General features: G+C 71.0%; 13 protein-coding genes. 7 read left to right on the forward strand and 6 right to left on the reverse strand.

The annotated features are described in order from the left end of the window. Positions 1–19: 19 nt before the first annotated feature. On the forward strand, positions 20–595 hold the full coding sequence (locus ACLJOU_RS37955; protein ID WP_410574111.1) for a DoxX family membrane protein: 576 nt from the start codon (positions 20–22) through the stop codon (positions 593–595). Positions 596–774: 179 nt separating this feature from the next. Here ACLJOU_RS37955 and ilvD read toward each other — a convergent pair whose 3' ends face one another. Together ilvD and ACLJOU_RS37965 are read right to left on the reverse strand one after the other, a co-directional pair. Further along, positions 775–2619: a dihydroxy-acid dehydratase gene (gene ilvD, locus ACLJOU_RS37960; protein ID WP_410574112.1), complete on the reverse strand. Its 1845-nt coding sequence runs from the start codon at positions 2617–2619 to the stop codon at positions 775–777. A 102-nt stretch (positions 2620–2721) separates the two neighbouring features. Continuing rightward, positions 2722–3171, reverse strand: a complete 450-nt coding sequence (locus tag ACLJOU_RS37965) for a PH domain-containing protein (RefSeq protein ID WP_410574113.1) — start codon at positions 3169–3171, stop codon at positions 2722–2724. A 335-nt stretch (positions 3172–3506) separates the two neighbouring features. On the opposite strand from ACLJOU_RS37965, the gene ACLJOU_RS37970 reads away from it, so the two are divergent. The 4 genes from ACLJOU_RS37970 to ACLJOU_RS37985 all read left to right on the forward strand — a co-directional run bounded on the left by ACLJOU_RS37970 (position 3507) and on the right by ACLJOU_RS37985 (position 7321). Next, a complete protein-coding gene (locus tag ACLJOU_RS37970) occupies positions 3507–5399 on the forward strand; it encodes an acetolactate synthase large subunit (protein ID WP_410574114.1) in 1893 nt (630 codons plus the stop codon). Position 5400: 1 nt separating this feature from the next. Then, positions 5401–5907, forward strand: coding sequence for an acetolactate synthase small subunit (gene ilvN / locus ACLJOU_RS37975; RefSeq protein WP_003080760.1), 507 nt, complete (start codon positions 5401–5403; stop codon positions 5905–5907). A gap of 35 nt (positions 5908–5942) precedes the next feature. Further along, positions 5943–6956, forward strand: coding sequence for a ketol-acid reductoisomerase (gene ilvC / locus ACLJOU_RS37980; protein ID WP_364258842.1), 1014 nt, complete (start codon positions 5943–5945; stop codon positions 6954–6956). A gap of 86 nt (positions 6957–7042) precedes the next feature. Beyond that, a complete protein-coding gene (locus tag ACLJOU_RS37985) occupies positions 7043–7321 on the forward strand; it encodes a DUF397 domain-containing protein (protein WP_257925890.1) in 279 nt (92 codons plus the stop codon). On the opposite strand, the gene ACLJOU_RS37990 is transcribed toward ACLJOU_RS37985, so the two are convergent. From ACLJOU_RS37990 to ACLJOU_RS38005, 4 genes are all read right to left on the reverse strand, one after another. Continuing rightward, complete coding sequence (locus ACLJOU_RS37990) at positions 7318–8181, reverse strand: nuclear transport factor 2 family protein (protein ID WP_410574115.1); 864 nt, start codon at positions 8179–8181, stop codon at positions 7318–7320. The genes ACLJOU_RS37985 and ACLJOU_RS37990 overlap by 4 nt on opposite strands. Before the next feature lie 73 nt (positions 8182–8254). Then, complete coding sequence (locus ACLJOU_RS37995) at positions 8255–9571, reverse strand: ankyrin repeat domain-containing protein (protein WP_410574116.1); 1317 nt, start codon at positions 9569–9571, stop codon at positions 8255–8257. A gap of 260 nt (positions 9572–9831) precedes the next feature. After that, positions 9832–10644 carry a TIGR03620 family F420-dependent LLM class oxidoreductase gene (locus ACLJOU_RS38000; protein ID WP_410574117.1) on the reverse strand — a complete coding sequence of 271 codons (813 nt, stop codon included), beginning with the start codon at positions 10642–10644 and terminating at the stop codon, positions 9832–9834. After that, positions 10641–11540, reverse strand: coding sequence for a TIGR03620 family F420-dependent LLM class oxidoreductase (locus ACLJOU_RS38005; RefSeq protein WP_410574118.1), 900 nt, complete (start codon positions 11538–11540; stop codon positions 10641–10643). The genes ACLJOU_RS38000 and ACLJOU_RS38005 overlap by 4 nt, the downstream gene beginning before the upstream one ends. An 89-nt stretch (positions 11541–11629) precedes the next feature. On the opposite strand from ACLJOU_RS38005, the gene ACLJOU_RS38010 reads away from it, so the two are divergent. Both ACLJOU_RS38010 and serA read left to right on the forward strand, forming a co-directional pair. Then, positions 11630–12193, forward strand: coding sequence for a TetR/AcrR family transcriptional regulator (locus ACLJOU_RS38010; protein ID WP_410574119.1), 564 nt, complete (start codon positions 11630–11632; stop codon positions 12191–12193). A 125-nt stretch (positions 12194–12318) separates the two neighbouring features. Next, positions 12319–13917 carry a phosphoglycerate dehydrogenase gene (gene serA / locus ACLJOU_RS38015; RefSeq protein ID WP_410574120.1) on the forward strand — a complete coding sequence of 533 codons (1599 nt, stop codon included), beginning with the start codon at positions 12319–12321 and terminating at the stop codon, positions 13915–13917. Positions 13918–14065 lie beyond the last annotated feature (148 nt).

Raw genomic sequence — 14065 nt, forward strand, 5'->3', positions numbered from 1 at the left:
ATTCCCCTAACCTGCGCGGGTGAGCAGTGGAGACGACTTTTCGCAGCAGCCCACCAGCCTCCTGTCGGGCGTCGAGGACGATCGGCCGGACGACGCGCCGCGCCAGGGCGGGCTCGGGCTGGGCCTGCTGGTCCTGCGGCTGGCGCTCGGCGCGACCATGGGCGCGCACGGGCTGCAGCACCTGTTCGGCCTGTTCGGCGGGCCGGGTGTCGGCGGGTTCGCGCGGGTGCTGGAGACGTTCGGCTACCACAAGCAGCCGACGCTGCTGTCGTGGATCACGGGCGTCACCGAGGTCGGCGGCGGGGTGCTGGTGATCGTCGGGCTGTTCACCCCGCTGGCGGCGGCCGGGCTGCTCGGGGTGGCGGCCAATGCGGTGTACGCGAAGTTCCACGGGGGATTCTTCGAGGGCGCGGGGCAGGGGTTCGAGCTGGAGCTGCTGCTGGGGGCGGTGGCGTTGGGGTTGCTGTTCACCGGGGCCGGGACGATTTCGCTGGAACGGAACACGCCTTGGCGGAAGCGGCCGTTGCCGCTGGGACTGGTGTCGCTGCTGCTGGCGGCCGCGGCGGCTGTGGTGGTCATTGTTCTGACGCGGTAGGGGTGGGGACAAGTCGGCGGCTTCGGTCGCGGTTGTGGACAACTGGGGTTCGCGGGCCCGGAATTGTCGGTGGGCGCGAGGAACGTTGAAACCGGGGGTCCCCCGAGCGGCCGGGTGTTGTGTGGGCAAGGAAAAGCCGCCCCGGGGAACCCGGGACGGCCTCCTCGAAAGCCCGGGGCCTACTTGTTCACGTCCCGCACCGCACCAGTGTCCGCCGACGTCGCCATCCGGGCGTACGCGCGCAGGGCCGCCGTCACCGGGCGCTGGCGGTCCTTCGGCTGCCAGGGCCGCTCCGACGCCTCCATCTTCGCCCGCCGCTCGGCCAGCACCGACTCCTCCACCAGCAGCTCCAGCCGGCGCTCGTGGACGTCCAGGAGGATCCGGTCGCCGTTCTCCACCAGGCCGATCAGGCCGCCCGCCGCCGCCTCGGGGGAGATGTGGCCCACCGAGATGCCCGACGAGCCGCCCGAAAACCGGCCGTCCGTGATCAGCGCGCACTTCTTGCCCAGGCCCGAACCCTTGAGGAACGCCGTCGGGTGCAGCATCTCCTGCATGCCCGGGCCGCCCGCCGGGCCCTCGTAGCGGATCACCAGGACCTCGCCCGGCTGGATCTCCTTCTTCAGGATCGCCGACACCGCTTCCTCCTGGCTCTCCAGGACCCGCGCCGGGCCCTCGAAGTGCCACAGGTCTTCGTCGATGCCCGCGGACTTGATGACCGCGCCGTTCTCCGCCAGGTTGCCGCGCAGGATCGCCAGGCCGCCGTCCTTCGTGTACGCGTGCCCGACGTCGCGGATGCAGCCCTCGGCCGCGTCGGTGTCCAGGGACGACCAGCGGTTCGACGTCGAGAACGCCTGCGTGGTGCGGACCCCGCCCGGCGCCGCGTGGAACAGCTCCAGAGCGGCCTCGGACGGCGACGAAGCCCGGATGTCCCAGGTCGAAAGCCAGGAATCGAGGTCGCGCGAGTGCACCGACCAGACGTCGGTGTTCAGCAGCCCGCCGCGGTACAGCTCACCCAGGATCGCGGGGATTCCGCCGGCCCGGTGGACGTCCTCCATGTGGTAGTCGGAGTTCGGCGCGACCTTGGACAGGCACGGCACGCGGCGGCCGATCGCGTCGATGTCGGCGATCGTGAAGTCGACCTCGCCCTCCTGCGCGGCGGCGAGGATGTGCAGCACCGTGTTCGTCGAACCGCCCATCGCCATGTCGAGGGCCATCGCGTTCTCGAACGCCGCCTTCGACGCGATCGACCGCGGCAGCACGGACTCGTCGTCCTGCTCGTACCAGCGGCGGCACAGCTCGACGACGGTCCGCCCGGCCTCCTCGAACAGCGCGCGGCGCGCGGCGTGCGTGGCCAGCGTCGAGCCGTTGCCCGGCAACGAAAGCCCGAGCGCCTCGGTGAGGCAGTTCATCGAGTTCGCGGTGAACATGCCGGAACACGAACCGCAGGTCGGGCAGGCCGAGCGCTCGACGACGGCCAGGCCGTCCTCGTCGACCTCGGGGCTCGCCGACGCCGCGATCGCCGTGATCAGGTCGGTCGGGGCCTGCGCGACGCCGCCCACCACCACGGCCTTGCCGGCCTCCATCGGGCCGCCGGAGACGAACACCACCGGGATGTTCAGGCGCATCGCCGCGTTGAGCATGCCCGGGGTGATCTTGTCGCAGTTGGAGATGCACACCAGCGCGTCGGCCTGGTGCGCGTTCACCATGTACTCCACCGAGTCGGCGATGATCTCGCGCGACGGCAGCGAGTAGAGCATCCCGGAGTGGCCCATCGCGATGCCGTCGTCGACGGCGATCGTGTGGAACTCGCGCGCGACGCCGCCCGCTTCCTTCACCGCTTCGGCGACGATCTCGCCGAGGTCCTTGAGGTGCACGTGGCCCGGCACGAACTGGGTGTAGGAGTTGGCGATCGCGACGATCGGCTTGCCGAAGTCGCTGTCGGTCATGCCCGTGGCACGCCAGAGCGAGCGCGCGCCCGCCGCGTTGCGGCCGTGGGTGGTGGTCCGGGAACGGAGAGGCGGCACGGGAACTCCCAGGTCAAAGGGTGGCCGGGCAAACTGGTAGGACCAATTTACGCTGCCGGGCGCAGCCTGTCCGTTGAGGGTGGTGGCGGGCGGGGACCGGGTTTACTCCGGCGCGGAAGTCTCCGACGTCCCGGGCTGGATGTCCTCGGCGTCGAGCAGCCCGCTCGGGTCGGCGACCAAGCCCTCGCTCACCAGCGACAGCACCGGCAGGTGCCGGGTCCGCACGGTCGGCAGCGGCACCTTCGTGTCGTCCTGCAGCACCGCCTGCACCCGCGACTTCTTCGTGATCGCGAGCCCCTTCAGCGCCGACCACGGGATGTCGCGGTGGCCGAACACCGTGCGGACGGCCAGCCCCGCGCGCGTCGCGACGGTGCGGTGGCGGATGACGAACACCGCCAGCGCGATCGGGAAGATGTAGAGCCACTGCAGGTACGGGATCTCCCCGAGCGCGATCGGCGTCACGCAGACGGTCAGGAGGGCGATCGCCATGAAGGACGTGCGGGGGACGCGGAAGACGGCCTTCCGGCCTTCGTCCTGCTGTTTTTCGGCCACCCGGAAATGGTGCACCGCGCGCACGCCGGGCCCGGACCCGGGTCGGGCCGGTGTGACCCACGTCCACGATGCGGACACGTCGTCCCGCAGAGTTGACACCTGCCCGGCGTTCGGTCTAGCGTCATCGCCGTGACACCGCTGACCGGCCTCGTACTTCCCAAGCGCGTCGACGCTTAGGGAAGACTTTCCGCTGCGTCGACGCGCGAACCCTCGTGCGACCTTACGGTCGGCGAGGGTTTTTTGTTGCCCAAGGGAAGAGATTCCTGGCCCCACCGCACCAATCGAGCTCAAAAAAGACCCGAACGAGTGACACCGAGACCCACGAGGCAGAACCGATGACCAGTGCGACGTCGCGCAGCGACGCGAAGCCCGGGCCGACGCCCGGAACGCCCGGAGCACGTCCGAAGCCGGCCCCACCGGCGGGCACGCCGGTGCGCGTCACCGGCGCCCAGTCCCTCGTGCGCTCGCTCGAGGCCGTCGGCGCCGAGGTGGTCTTCGGGATTCCGGGCGGCACCATCCTGCCCGCCTACGACCCGCTGCTGGACTCGACGAAGGTTCGCCACGTCCTCGTCCGCCACGAGCAGGGCGCCGGCCACGCGGCCACCGGGTACGCGCAGGCCACCGGCAAGGTCGGCGTCTGCATGGCCACTTCCGGCCCGGGCGCGACCAACCTGGTCACCCCGCTCGCCGACGCGAACATGGACTCGGTCCCGGTCGTGGCCATCACCGGCCAGCAGTCGCGCGCGCTGATCGGCACCGACGCGTTCCAGGAAGCCGACATCTGCGGCATCACCATGCCGATCACCAAGCACAACTTCCTCGTCACCGACCCCGCGGACATCCCGCGGACCATCGCCGAGGCGTTCCACCTGGCCGCGACCGGCCGCCCCGGCCCGGTCCTGGTGGACATCCCCAAGGACGTGCTGCAGGAGATGACCTCGTTCTCCTGGCCGACCGAGCTGCGGCTCCCGGGTTACCGCCCGACGCTGCGCCCGCACGGCAAGCAGGTCCGCGAAGCCGCGAAGCTGATCGCGAAGTCGCGGCGCCCGGTGCTCTACGTCGGCGGTGGCGTCATCAAGGCCGAGGCGCACGAGCAGCTGAAGCAGCTCGCCGAGCTGACGAACATCCCCGTCGTCACCACGCTGATGGCGCGCGGCGCGTTCCCCGACTCGCACCCGCAGCACCTGGGCATGCCGGGCATGCACGGCACGGTCGCCGCGGTCGCCGCGATGCAGCGCGCCGACCTGCTGATCGCGCTCGGCGCCCGGTTCGACGACCGCGTCACCGGCCAGCTGTCGTCGTTCGCGCCGGACGCCGCGATCGTGCACGCCGACATCGACCCGGCCGAGATCTCCAAGAACCGCAAGGCCGACGTCCCGATCGTGGGCGACTGCAAGGAGATCATCGGCGAGCTGATCACCGCCGTGCAGACCGAGTTCGACCACAGCGGCAAGCCGGACCTCGCCGACTGGTGGACCCAGGCCGACGACTGGCGCAAGACCTACCCGGCCGGCTACGAGTGGCCCGACGACGGTTCGCTGTCGCCGCAGTACGTCATCGAGCGGATCGGGCAGATCGTCGGCCCGGACGCCGTCTACGCCGCCGGGGTCGGCCAGCACCAGATGTGGGCCGCGCAGTTCGTCAAGTACGAGAACCCGCGCACCTGGATCAACTCCGGCGGCCTCGGCACCATGGGGTACGCCGTGCCGGCCGCGATGGGCGCGCAGTTCGGCGTCCCGGGCACCCAGGTGTGGGCGATCGACGGCGACGGCTGCTTCCAGATGACCAACCAGGAGCTGGCCACCTGCGCCATCGAGGGCGCGCCGATCAAGGTCGCCGTCATCAACAACGGCAACCTGGGCATGGTCCGGCAGTGGCAGAACCTCTTCTACTCGGAGCGGTACTCCAACACCGACCTCGGTACGCACAAGCACCGCATCCCGGACTTCGTGCTGCTGGCCGAGGCGCTCGGCTGCGCCGGGCTGCGGTGCGAAACCAAGGAAGACGTCGACGCCACCATCCGCCGCGCGATGGAGATCAACGACCGTCCCGTCGTGATCGACTTCGTCGTGGGGAAGGATGCCCAGGTGTGGCCGATGGTCGCGGCCGGCACCGGCAACGACGAGATCATGGCGGTCCGGGGCATCCGGCCGCTGTTCGACGACGACGAGGTGTCGGTGGAGACGACCGAAGCTGCCGCGGAAGCCGCTGGGGAGGGTGAGCGCTGAGATGAGCGTCCACACGCTGAGTGTCCTGGTCGAGAACAAGCCCGGTGTGCTCGCGCGCGTCTCGGGCCTGTTCTCCCGCCGCGGGTTCAACATCGAGTCCCTCGCCGTCGGGCCCACGGAAAACCCCGAGGTGTCCCGCATGACGATCGTGGTCGCCGTGGAAGAGCTACCGCTCGAACAGGTGACCAAGCAGCTCAACAAGCTGGTCAACGTGATCAAGATCGTCGAGCTGGAGCAGTCGACCGCCGTGCAGCGCGAACTGCTGCTGGTCAAGGTGCGCGCCGACAACACCGTGCGCAGCCAGGTCCTCGAAACCGTCCAGCTCTTCCGTGCGAAGGTGGTGGACGTGTCCCCGGAGGCGCTCACCGTCGAGGCGACCGGGACGTCGGACAAGATCGGTGCGCTGCTGCGGATGCTGGAGCCCTATGGCATCCGCGAGCTCGTGCAGTCCGGCATGGTCGCGGTCGGGCGCGGCGCCCGCTCGATCACCGCAACTTCGCCGCGATAAAACTTCGTAAGTCAGGAAAGGAAGCAGTAACCCCCATGGCAGTGGAAATCTTCTACGACGACGACGCCGACCTCTCGATCATCCAGGGGCGCAAGGTCGCTGTCATCGGCTACGGCAGCCAGGGCCACGCCCACTCGCTGAGCCTGCGCGACTCCGGCGTCGACGTCCGCATCGGCCTGCCCGAGGGGTCCAAGTCGCGGGCGAAGGCCGAGGAGCAGGGCCTGCGCGTGCTCACCCCGGCCGAGGCGTCGGCCGAGGCCGACCTGATCATGATCCTGGCGCCGGACACCAAGCAGCGCTTCATCTACGAGCAGGACATCGCCCCCAACCTCAAGGACGGCGACGCGCTGTTCTTCGGGCACGGCTTCAACATCCGCTACGACCTGATCAAGCCGCCGGCGAACGTCGACGTCGCGATGGTCGCCCCGAAGGGCCCGGGCCACCTGGTCCGCCGCCAGTTCGTCGACGGCAAGGGCGTCCCGGCGCTCATCGCCGTGGAGCAGGACGCCACCGGCAACGCCCAGGCGCTCGCCCTCTCCTACGCGGCCGCCATCGGTGGTGCCCGCGCCGGCGTCATCAAGACGACGTTCACCGAGGAGACCGAGACCGACCTCTTCGGCGAGCAGGCCGTGCTCTGCGGTGGCGCGTCCGCGCTGGTGCAGACCGGGTTCGAGGTGCTCACCGAGGCCGGCTACGCCCCGGAGATCGCCTACTTCGAGGTGCTGCACGAGCTCAAGCTGATCGTCGACCTCATGTACGAGGGCGGCATCGCGCGCCAGCGCTACTCGATCTCCGACACCGCCGAGTACGGCGACCTGACCCGCGGCCCGCGCGTCATCTCGCCGGCGGTCAAGGAGGAGATGAAGAAGATCCTCGGCGAGATCCAGGACGGCACGTTCGCCCGCGAATGGGTCGCCGAGGACGAGGCCGGCCGGCCGAACTTCACCAAGCTCGAGGAGCAGGGCAACCAGCACCCGATCGAGGCGACCGGCAAGAAGCTGCGCGACCTGATGTCGTGGGTGGACCGGCCGATCACCGAGACCGCCTGAGTGTTTTCCGCCTGACCCCGAAGGGGACGCCCGGTGCCGGGCGTCCCCTTCGGTGCGTTCGGTGCCCGGATCGCTACGCTGGTGACATGAGTGAGCAGCCGGTCGACGACAAGGCGCACATCCGGCACCACCTCGACTTCACCAAGGCCGAGTGGATCCGGGCCGAGCCCGAAGGCGTCACCCTCGACGACTGCGTCGAGTACGCCTTCATCGAGCACACCGACGGCGTCACCTACACGGCGATGCGGCAGTCGGCGAAGCCGGACGGCGTCATCCTCGTCTTCACGCCGGGGGAGTGGGACGCGTTCGTCAAGGGCGTCCGCGACGGCGAGTTCGACCTGCCCGAGGACCTCGCCGAGGCTTAGAGCTTCGCGGCCAGCTCGGGGATCCGGCCGAGGTCGCCGGCGATGCCCAGGTGGTCGCCGTAGTCGCGCGATTCGACGACCAGGCCGCCCGAGACCCGCATCGCGAAGATGTTGGCGATCCGGACCGGCTTGCCGCCGTACTCGCCCTGGTAGGCGAACTCGCCGATCAGCACTTCCGGATCGGCGCCCCGGTGGGTGACCACGTCCGCGACGGCGAACCCGTGGTTCATCGCCTTGCCCGCCGCGAAGTGCGCTCGCAGCTCGTCTCGGGTGCGCACCACTGGGGAGCCCGGCAGGAACGGGTGCGTGACGTGCGTTTCTTCCGCGTACAGCTCCGGCAGTTCGTCCCAGCGGCCGCCGGCGACGCCGTGCACGAGCCGCTCGAACACCGTGTCCGCACTCTCCGGCGCGACCGGAGACAGTTCCCGCGGCGGCGCCTGCGCGTACGCCTGGACAAGCTGGTCGACGCCGTCGCGGAGCGCGGCGAGCCGCAGGTAGTCGTGGTAGTCGCGGGAGTGCACGATGAGGCCGTCGCGCACCCGCAGCACCTGGATGTTGGCCGTCGTCGTGGTCTTGCCGGTTTCGAGCGACTCGGCGTCGTAGTCGTATTCGGCGACGATCACCTCGGGGTCGGTCGTTTCGTGGACGACGACGTTCTTGCGCTTGAGCCGCAGCGCACCGGCGAGGGCGCCGACGAACCGCTCGTGGACCGCGTCGCGGCCGATCAGCCGGGTGGGCCGGGGGACGGCCTGCGGGTGCTCGACGACCGTGTTTTCGGCGTAGAGCGTGGAAAGATCGGCGAAGCGGCCTTCGCTGATGCCGTCGGACAACGCGGTGAAGACGTCGCGGGGTGTGGTCATGAGTTCCTCCCAGTGGGCAAAGCGGAGTCCGTAGTCCGCATGGGGCAAGATACGGACTACAGACTCCGTTTGTCTACCGGGAGCGGAGGAGGTCCCGTGCGGCCGGCTGGTCGCCGACCTCGGCCCAGGCCTCCGGGGTGCCGCCGTAGCGATCGTCCCGGGCGGTGGGGTCGGCGCCGTGGTCGAGGAGGGTGCGGATGACGTCGAGGTGCCCGGACTGCGCGGCCAGGTGCAGGGCCGTGACGCCTTCGCCGTGGTCCGGGCCGCCGAAGGTGCCGCGGTGGTTCACCTCGGCGCCGAGGTCGAGCAGCGTCCGGACGGCGGCGAGCCTGCCCTGCGCGGCGGCCCACGCCAGCGCGGTGCCGCGGTAGACGTCGGCGTCCACCGCGGCGCCGTGCTCGACGAGGCGCCGGAGCGCGTCGGTGCGGTCGTTGCGCGCGGCCCAGGAGAGGGCCTCGTTCTCGACTTCGGCGGGGTCGTCGGTCGGTCGCCAGGCGGGGAAACCGCTGTGCGGGCGGTAGAACCCGCGGTGGGCGCCGCCGCGGCCCGACGTCAGGAGGTCGTCGAGGGCGTCGATGTCCCCGAGCCCGGCCGCGACACGCAGGTTGGCGGGCGCGCGGCTGTGTTCCGCCAGCTTCTCGGCGGCTTCGCGGTGGCCCCAGAACAGCGCGACGACCAGGGGAGTGCCGCCGTCGCCGCGCGCGGACACGTCGGCCGGGGCGCCCGCTTCGAGCAGCATGTCGAGCAGCAGCGGCCGGTTGCTGTAGGCGGCCTGGTGCAGCGGCGTCCAGCCGTGGACGTTGCCGCGCGCGGGGTCGGCGCCGTGGTCGAGGAGGAGCCGGCTGAGCCGCTCGTCGCCCGTCGCGCCGGCCATGCCGAGCAGGTCGTTGCCGTTGGTGCCGCGGGCGGTGACAAGTCCCGGGAACTCGCCGAGCAGCTTCTCGAGCCCGGCGGCGTCTCGCGCCTCGATCGCCCGGTACGCACGGGCGAACGGCTCACCGCTGTCCACAAGGGACTTGACGTGCTGCCGGAGTGCCTGCCAGGAAACGAAACCGTGTTCCCGGGCGACGACCGCGCGGGCGCCGTCGCGCGTGCGGGGTTGTCCCCAGCGGTCGAACGGCTCTGTCGCGCCGGGCGTGCCGTCCTCGGCCGAAGCGAGCAGGCCGAGCGCGCGTCCGGCGTAGTACCCGAGGTCCTGGTGGTACGGGTGCTGCAGGGTTTCGCCGTGCCCGGTGACGCGCCGGACGTAGGCCTGCAGCTTCGGCCAGCTCGGGAACCCGTGGTCGCGGGCGATGCGGAACTGCGCTTCGGCGAGTTTGACCCCTTCGGCGCGCGCGAGGTCTTTCGCGCGCTTGCGCAGCTGGTCCAGGTCGGGTCGGGCGGGCAGCACAGTGCCTCCTTTCCTCGTCGCCCGTGGTCCGCCGGCACCGGGCAGGAAAGAAGGTGCGGAGCTGGTGGTGCGGTGAAGCGGGGGTGGGCTCGGCCCTTTCCGCGGACGGGACGCGGCCCGCACCGCGCCCCGCCACCCTACCCCGTTCCGGGATTCTCGCGTGATCCCCGAGGCATCACGCGTGATTGGAGGGTCATCACGCGTGATTGGGGGGTCATCACGGGTGATGACCCCGCGGGACACGCGTGATGACCCTTCCGTCACGGGAGGAGGTCGGCCAGGCGGCGGTAGGAGTTCTCCGTGCGGGCCAGGACCTGGACGCAGACGTGGTCGGCGCCCGCGTCGAGGTGGGCGCGGATCCGGTCCGCCACGGCCTGTTCGCCGCTTGCGACGATGGCGTCGACCAGCCGGTCGCTGCCGCCGTCGGCCAGGTCGGCGTCGGTGAAGCCGAGCCGTCGCAGGTTCGCCCGGTGGTGCGGGGCCCGCCGGACGTAGAGGTCCACGTGCTCGCGGGCCGCTTCGGGTGCCGCGTCCAGCACCACCGCCTGCTCGACCGCGAGGTACTTGCCCGGCCCGAGCCGCTCGCGCGCCATCGCGGTGTGCTCCGGCGGGACGAAGTACGGGTGGGCGCCGTCGGCGCGTTCGGCCGCCAGGTCGAGCAGCCTCGGGCCCAGCGCGGCGAGCACCCGCTTCGGCCGGGGCGACGGCGGGGGCAGACCCGGCAGGTCGGCCGCGTCCATGCCGTCGAGGTACTCGCGCAACGCCGTCAGTGGCCGCGCGCCCGGCCGGTGCCCGCCCAGCCCGGCGACGAACCGGCCCGGGTACGCCTCGCCCAAGGCGCGGATCGCGCCTTCCGCCGCGAGCGGGGAACGCTGGTCGAACCGGGCGACCCCGGTGGCGACGGTCAGCTTCGACGTCGCCGCGAGCAGCAGCGCCGCCTGGGTGAACGCCTCCCGGCCGGCGTATTCGCCGAACCAGATCGCGTCGAAGCCCAGCTCCTCCAGCTCGGCGCCCGTGTCGCGGAGCTCGCCGATCGGGGTGCCGTCGAAGAACCGCCAGATCCCCACGCTCATCGGACCACCGCCGGGGCCAGCTCGAGCAGTTCGTCCACAGTAGACTCGAACGTCGTCGCGGACGGCGTCAGCAGCACGTGGTCCGCCCCCGCGTCCAGGACCTCGCCGACGCGTTTCGCGATGGTCGGGGCGTCACCCCAGAGCACGAGGTCGTCGACGAACTCGTCGCTCGGCCCGGCGATGTCGGCGTCGGTGTAGCCGAGCCGCTTCCAGCCCGCGAGGTAGGCGGTGACGGCGTACTCCCGCAACTGCGCGATCCGGCGCCGGACGCTCTCGCGGGCGTCCTCGCGGCTGCCGAGCAGCACGGTCTGCTGGGGGATCAGCAGCATGTCCGGCCCGAGGATCCCGCGGGCGTACGGCGTGTGCGAGACGGGCTGGGCGAACGGGTGCGCGCCGTCGGCGTGGTCGCGGGCCAGTTCGAGCATCCGCGGCCCGACGGCGGCCAGCACCCGGGTAAACGCGACCGGCGAAGGGCTTTCGTCCGCGGCCGTGTCCATTTCGGACAGATAGGCCCGCATCCGGTCGATCGGCCGGTAGTCCTCGCCGAGCTTCGCCGCCTGGAACGCGTGCCCGACGCCGACGCCGAGCACGAGCCGGCCGGGGTGCGCCCGGGCGAGCGTCGCCCCGCCCTTGTACGCGGTCACGCCGCGCCGGGCCCAGACGTTGGCGATGCCGGTGCCGAGCACGACGTCCGGCACCGCGGCGAGGAGGTCGCCGAAGTGGGCGAACACCTCTCGTGAGCCGGGTCCTTCGCCGCTCCAGACCGAGCGGTAGCCGGCGTCGGCGAGCCGCCGCGTCGCTGCGCGTTCGACGTCCGGGGGTGGCTGCAGGGGCGCGCTCGGCAACCAGGCGCCGACGGCGCCGAGCCGGGCCCGGGTGTCTTCGATCAGGGTCATCCTCGAGTTCCCTCCAGTAAGCTGAGGCTGCCTCCGGTTAATATACGGAGGTAGCCTCCGATTGGCTACCCGGTAAGCTCGGGACCGCGATGACCGACGTGAAACCGATGCGCGCGGACGCCCGCCGCAACTACGAGCGCCTCCTCGAAGAGGCGCAACGCGCCTTCGCCGAGCACGGCGTCGAGGCGTCCCTGGAGGACATCGCGCGCCGCGCCGGCGTTGGCATCGGCACGCTCTACCGGCACTTCCCGACCCGGGACGCGCTGCTCGAGACGCTGCTGCGGGCCCGCTTCGACGCGCAGGCCGAGCGGGGGCGCGAGCTGCTCGGCCACCCCGAGCCGCTGGACGCCCTGCAGGCGTGGCTCGCCGGGCTCGGCGACGCCACCGGCACCTTCCGCGGCCTCGTCGAACTCACCGCCGACGCACTGAACGACGAATCATCCCGTTTGTACGAGTCGTGCCACGCGATGCGTGCCGTCGGTTCCCAGCTGGTGGAACGCGCGAAGCAGGCGGGCCAGCTGCGCGCCGACGTCACCGCGCAAGAGCTGCTTCTGTTGCTGCACGCGGCATCCTGGGCGGGCCGGCACCTGCCGGGCGAAGAAGGCATGCAGCGGCTGCTGGCTCTTGTTTTCGAGGGATTGCGGGCGAGTTAACACCAGAAGACGCCACGGGTCAGGCCCGCGCGTTAAACTCCGCCCTGACCGGGGCACAACGACGTGCTGAGACCGTTTGTCGACACAGAGCGTCCTGGAAATGACCAGATAGTGGGAGCCGCATCGTGAGCAAGCCCAGCAAACCCGTCGTCCTCATCGCGGAGAAGCTCGCCCCCTCCGTGCTGAGTGTCTTCGGTGACGAGGTGGAGGTCCGGCACGTCGACGGCACGGACCGGTCCGCGCTGCTCGAGGCGGTGAAGAGCGCCGACGCGCTCCTGGTCCGCTCCGCCACCCAGGTGAACGCCGAAGTCTTCGCGGCCACCACGCAGCTCAAGGTCGTCGCCCGCGCCGGCGTCGGCCTCGACAACGTCGAGGTGCCCGCCGCGACCGCGCGCGGTGTCCTGGTCGTCAACGCGCCGACGTCGAACATCGTCTCCGCCGCCGAGCACGCCGTCGCCCTGCTGCTGTCGGTCGCGCGCCGGGTGCCGGCCGCCGACCAGAGCCTGCGCGGCGGCGAGTGGAAGCGCAGCTCGTTCTCCGGCGTCGAGCTGCAGGGCAAGACGATCGGTGTGGTCGGCCTCGGCAAGATCGGCCAGCTGTTCGCCCAGCGCCTCGCCGCGTTCGACACGAAGCTCATCGCCTACGACCCCTACGTCTCGGCCGCCCGCGCCGCACAGCTGGGCATCGAGCTCGTCACCCTCGACGAGCTGCTCGGCCGCGCCGACGCGATCTCCATCCACCTGCCGAAGACGCCCGAGACCAAGGGCCTCATCGACGCCGAGGCGCTGAAGAAGACCAAGCCGGGCGTCATCATCGTGAACGCGGCCCGTGGCGGCCTGATCGTCGAGCAGGACCTGGCCGACGCGCTGCGCTCGGGCCACGTCGGCGGCGCCGGCATCGACGTGTTCGAGTCCGAGCCGACCACGTCCAGCCCGCTGTTCGAGCTGGAGAACGTCGTCGTGACGCCGCACCTGGGCGCCTCGACCGCCGAGGCCCAGGACCGTGCGGGCACCGACGTCGCGAAGTCGGTGCTGCTGGCCCTGCGCGGCGACTTCGTGCCGGACGCGGTGAACGTCACCGGCGGCGGCGCGGTCGGCGAGCACGTCCGCCCGTACCTGTCCCTGGTCCAGAAGCTGGGGCAGCTGCTGACGGCGCTCAACCCGACGTCGCCGACGTCGGTGACCGTGCAGGTCAAGGGCGAGCTCACCAGCGAGGACACCGGCGTGCTGCAGCTGGCGGCGCTGCGCGGGGTGTTCACCGGCGTGGTCGAGGACCAGGTCACGTTCGTCAACGCGCCGCAGCTGGCGGAGAAGCTCGGCGTGCAGGTCGAGCTGGAGACCGAAGCGGAGAGCCCCAAGTTCCGCAGCCTGGTCACCGTGCGCGCGGTGCACGCCGACGGCGCGGTGCTGAGCGTGTCGGGTTCGGTGACCGGCAAGGACGAGGTCGAGAAGCTGGTCGAGGTCAACGGCCGCGGCTTCGACCTGCGCGCCGAGGGCACCGTGCTGCTGGTCGAGTACCCGGACCGCCCGGGCGTGATGGGCCGGGTCGGCACGCTGCTCGGCGAGGCGGGCATCAACATCGAGGCCGCCCAGATCAGCCAGACGACGGACGGCTCGGACGCGGTGATGCTGCTGCGCGTCGACCGCCACATCGACACGCACCTGCTGGAGCCGATCGGCGCCGCCGTCGGGGCGCACACGATCCGTGCGGTGGACTTCAACTGACGTAACGCTTTCGAGGGCCCCCTGTCACCCGGCAGGGGGCCTTCGTGCGCAATCACATTCACGTAACGGAGTCCTTTGCCTACCTAAGTAGGTGTTTTGGGGCATTAGGTTCGCTGCGCGAGGTCGAACCACGCGTCGTCGAGGGCAC

The sequence above is a fragment of the Amycolatopsis sp. cmx-4-61 genome (genome assembly GCF_046548775.1).
Lineage (GTDB): Bacteria > Actinomycetota > Actinomycetes > Mycobacteriales > Pseudonocardiaceae > Amycolatopsis.

Excerpts from the sequence above, each read along its gene's own strand:
- ilvN (WP_003080760.1), top strand. The coding sequence starts at position 5,401 with ATGAGCGTCCACACGCTGAGTGTCCTGGTCGAGAACAAGCCCGGTGTG.
- ilvC (WP_364258842.1), top strand. The coding sequence starts at position 5,943 with ATGGCAGTGGAAATCTTCTACGACGACGACGCCGACCTCTCGATCATC.
- ACLJOU_RS37990 (WP_410574115.1), bottom strand. The coding sequence starts at position 8,181 with ATGACCACACCCCGCGACGTCTTCACCGCGTTGTCCGACGGCATCAGC.
- ACLJOU_RS37985 (WP_257925890.1), top strand. The coding sequence starts at position 7,043 with ATGAGTGAGCAGCCGGTCGACGACAAGGCGCACATCCGGCACCACCTC.
- ACLJOU_RS38000 (WP_410574117.1), bottom strand. The coding sequence starts at position 10,644 with ATGAGCGTGGGGATCTGGCGGTTCTTCGACGGCACCCCGATCGGCGAG.
- ACLJOU_RS37970 (WP_410574114.1), top strand. The coding sequence starts at position 3,507 with ATGACCAGTGCGACGTCGCGCAGCGACGCGAAGCCCGGGCCGACGCCC.
- ACLJOU_RS38010 (WP_410574119.1), top strand. The coding sequence starts at position 11,630 with ATGACCGACGTGAAACCGATGCGCGCGGACGCCCGCCGCAACTACGAG.
- ACLJOU_RS38005 (WP_410574118.1), bottom strand. The coding sequence starts at position 11,540 with ATGACCCTGATCGAAGACACCCGGGCCCGGCTCGGCGCCGTCGGCGCC.